The sequence below is a fragment of the Streptomyces sp. 13-12-16 genome, assembly GCF_002114215.1.
Classification (GTDB): Bacteria; Actinomycetota; Actinomycetes; order Streptomycetales; family Streptomycetaceae; genus Streptomyces.
The window spans coordinates 2,370-5,910 of sequence record NZ_NCTE01000839.1; the positions used below are offsets into that span (position 1 = coordinate 2,370).

4 protein-coding genes are annotated in these 3,541 nt (G+C 71.5%); 1 reads left to right on the forward strand and 3 read right to left on the reverse strand.

What is annotated here, in order from left to right:
- From B7767_RS30250 to B7767_RS30260, 3 genes are all read right to left on the reverse strand, one after another.
- Positions 1-1,626 (reverse strand): hypothetical protein (locus B7767_RS30250; protein ID WP_085574934.1); only part of this gene is annotated, 1,626 nt, incomplete at its 3' end.
- Between the two features lie 304 nt (positions 1,627-1,930).
- On the reverse strand, positions 1,931-2,332 hold the full coding sequence (locus tag B7767_RS30255; protein ID WP_085574935.1) for a VOC family protein: 402 nt from the start codon (positions 2,330-2,332) through the stop codon (positions 1,931-1,933).
- Positions 2,329-2,829 carry a cupin domain-containing protein gene (locus tag B7767_RS30260; protein WP_085574936.1) on the reverse strand — a complete coding sequence of 167 codons (501 nt, stop codon included), beginning with the start codon at positions 2,827-2,829 and terminating at the stop codon, positions 2,329-2,331. The genes B7767_RS30255 and B7767_RS30260 overlap by 4 nt, the downstream gene beginning before the upstream one ends.
- A 114-nt stretch (positions 2,830-2,943) precedes the next feature.
- On the opposite strand from B7767_RS30260, the gene B7767_RS30265 reads away from it, so the two are divergent.
- Positions 2,944-3,450 (forward strand): MarR family winged helix-turn-helix transcriptional regulator, encoded by a 507-nt coding sequence (locus B7767_RS30265; RefSeq protein WP_085574937.1) that lies wholly within the window; start codon positions 2,944-2,946, stop codon positions 3,448-3,450.
- The last annotated feature ends 91 nt before the right edge of the window (positions 3,451-3,541 follow it).

Genomic DNA, 3,541 nt, shown 5'->3' on the forward strand with positions numbered 1-3,541 from the left:
GATGGTGAAGGTGCCGTCGGCGGCGACCGTCACCGACGACAGGGTGCCGGTGCCGAGCCGGTCGGTACGCTCCACCTTCAGCACCGCCCGGTCCGGCAGTGCCTTGCCCTGCGCGGTGAACGTCCCGGTGATGTGGACGCCCGTGCTCTTCGACGCCTCCTCCGGCGCGGTGAGCGTGATCGAGCTGGCCGCCTTGCCGACGGACACGGTGTGGGTGACGTCGGTGGCCGGGCGGTGGGTGAGGTCGCCGAGGTAGGAGACGGTGTAGGTGGCGTCGCCGACCAGTCCGGGCTCGTCGAGGACGGTGTAGGAGCCGTCCTCCTTGACGGTGAAGGTGCCCAGGTCGTGGGTGCCCTCCGCGTCCGTGCGGGTCGCCTTGACCTTCAGCGGCTCGGCGGGCGCCGGTCCGTCGTGCTCCAGCCGGCCCCGCACCGACAGCGGCTCACCCGCGACGGCCCGAGCGGGGCTGTGCGTGAGCGTTTCGCCGAGGCGGACGTCGTACTGGACGGCCGGGGGCTGGATGATGTGCAGCCAGAACTGGTTGCCGGCCGCGTTGGTGGTGACCGTGAAGAGCCGGGAGCCGTCGGCGGACCACTCCGTGCCGCGCGGCACGACGCGGTCGCCGTCCTGGCTGCCCTCGAAGACGAACTCCAGCGGCGCGGTCGAGTCGGTCGGGTCGGCGGGCTGGACCAGCAGGTCGGGGGTGGCGCCGGTGGCCGAGGCACCGCGTGCCACGTACTTTCCGTCGCCGCTGAAGGCGACCGAGCTGGCGGTGGCGCCCTCGGGCAGGGCCCGGTAGCCGTCGGTGGCGTCCGACAGGTCGCCGGTGTTCAGCAGCCGGGTGCCGGCGGAGGCGTCGGCGAGGGCGATCTTCGCGCCGTCCGGGGAGACGGCGATGTCCTTCAGGTTCAGGGCGCCGTTGCCCGCGCTGTCGGCGAACCGGCGGGTGGCGTTCCGTACGGGGGTCTCTCCGCTGCCGTCGAAGACGCTGACGAACGGGTCGGGCGCCGAGGAGTTGAGCACCCCCTGGCCCATCACGAACGTGTCGTTCGGGCCGCCCTCCAGCAGCAGCTTGCCGGAGTCGTTCCAGCCGGTGCGCTGCCAGCCGCCGTTGACGATCGTGTCCACGGTCGACGTGGCCGTGGCGCACTGGGTCAGGTAGTCGGTGTACTGCGAGGTGTAGTACGGCTTGCCGCCGGCGACGACGGCCTCGCGGCCGCAGTTGTCGGAGGGCGCGTTGTATATGCTCTTGAGGGTCAGCGTGGTGGTGTCGTACGTGGAGATCCGGAAGCGCTCACCGACGTAGAGCGTGCTCGCGTCGGCACTGAGCGCCAGGCCGGAGACGTGGTAGTCGGTGTCGATGGTGGAGATCCGCTCGCCCTGGAAGGTGTAGACGGCGATCCGGCCGTCGTTGGAGCTGGAGCCCACGGCGGCGTCGGCGAGGAAGACGCGCTGGTGGACGTTGTCGACGGCCAGCGCCGAGTACGTGGTGAACGGCAGCTTGGCCACGCTGTCGGATGCGGCCGCGTGCGCCGCGGGCGCGACGGCGACGGTGAGCCCGGTCCCGGCGAGTGCGGCGGCGAGAACGGCGGCCGCGAGGCGTCCGGGACGGTGTGCTGTATTCAACTGTGCCCCCCACAGGCTGTGTCGGCGACCCGCACTGGAAAGCCGCCCCCACCCGTGGACGGGGAACAGCCGTTCGGGTCGTACAAGATCGGGAGCGTACACCGGCGCATCGCGCTTCACGGCGGGTTTCCGGCGGCGTGGCGCCGCGCCGGCCGTACGCGGGAACGGCGTTGTCGGTGGCCGGTCCCAGGCTCGGGAACCGCCCTGCCGCGAGCGGCCGCGGACCCTATCACCCGGACCGTCCTCGAAGGCGGCCCGGAGACCGGCCGGACGACCGGGGGCACCCGGTGAGCGGACCCCGGGTTCAGGCGGTCCAGTCGCGTGAGCACAGGACGAGGAGGTACCCGTCGGGATCCGCGACGGTCACGCCGTACTGGTCCCAGTAGGGGTTGTGCGCGGGGGTCCTGGTGCCCCCGTGCGCCTCCAGGCGTTCGACCAGCGACGCGGCGACCGGGGCGCCGAGGTAGACCACGAACAGGTCGTCCACCGTCGGAGTGGGCTCGATCGGCCGCTCGGGGTCACGGGTGAGCTCGAAGTGCCAGGTGGCGCCCGGCGGCCCGACCATGAGCAGGTCGTGCTCGCCGGGGACCCGTTCGGTGGTCCGCCAGAGCACTTCGAGCCCGAGGCCCTCCACGTAGAAGCGTTCCGCGGCGGCCAGGTCCCTCGAGGGCCGGGCCACCCGGATCCGGGTGGTGGGGCCGATCACGCGGAGCCCTCCAGGGCGGCACGCCACACGGGGCTGTCGACGTAGTGGTTGTCGAAGCGCTCCGACGACTCGGCGATCTCCTTCGGGTCGGCCTCGCCGCGCATCACCCGGCCGAGCAGGCGCAGGTAGTCGAACCTGCCCATGCCGGGGGTGAAGACGAACAGGACGTCCGCCTCACAGCCCGGGGCGGCCGCGAAGGCGTGCGGGGTGCGGGGCGGGACCGCGAGGAAGTCGCCTTCCTCCAGGACGGTGACCTCCTCGCCCACCAGCACCCGCAGGGATCCGCCGATCACGAAGAACAGTTCCGACGCCCGGGTGTGGAAGTGGGCCGGCGCCCCCACCGCACCCTTCGCGAAGGTGGACCGGTAGCTCGTGAACCCGCCCGCGCCGGCGTCCGAATCGGCCAGAAGGGTCATCACGCTGCTCGGGTCGGAACAGGTCTCGGCGTCTGCATGACGGGTCAGCACCGGTGCGGACGGAGTGTTGGTGGCGGACATGAGGGGCCCCTCCTTCAACCTTGATAATCTCAACGTTAAGATAAAAGCAGCACAGACGTCTCAACGTCAAGTCTCTTAACGTTGAGAAGATATCGACGGAGAGGAGCGATGGGGATGAGCGACGTCGTGGACGCGATCATCGGCCAGTGGGCGAAGGAGCGCCCCGATGTGGTGGAGGACCTCTGGCCGGTGGAACTCTTCGCACGGATCCAGCGGCTGGCCCGGGTGATCGACAAGTCCGCCCGGGCCACGGCCGCCGCGCACGGAGTGGAACACGGCGAGTTCGACGTGCTCACCACACTGCAGCGTTCCGGGCCCCCCTACGCCCTCACCGCCGGGGCCTTCCTCAAGGCGTCCATGGTCACCTCGGGGGCGATCACCAACCGCATCGACAGGATGGAGGCCAAGGGCCTCGTCGAGCGGGTGCGCGAGGGCGGTGACCGGCGCACCGTCAGGATCCGCCTCACCGAGCACGGGCACGAGGTCACCCGGGCCGCCTTCGCCGACCATCTGGCGGACTACGCACAACTGCTCGCCGGCGTGGACCGCGACCTGGTCGAGAAGACCACCGAGGGCCTGCGGCAGGTGCTGGAGAACCTCGGCGACACGGCCCTCACGTGAGGGCCGTCCGACGGCCCGCCACCGCGGTCCGGCCGGACCGCCGGTCGCGCCCGGCGACCGCGTCCTCCTCACCGCCGCCCTCCGCGAGGGG

Excerpts from the sequence above, each read along its gene's own strand:
- B7767_RS30260 (WP_085574936.1), bottom strand. The coding sequence starts at position 2,829 with ATGTCCGCCACCAACACTCCGTCCGCACCGGTGCTGACCCGTCATGCA.
- B7767_RS30265 (WP_085574937.1), top strand. The coding sequence starts at position 2,944 with ATGAGCGACGTCGTGGACGCGATCATCGGCCAGTGGGCGAAGGAGCGC.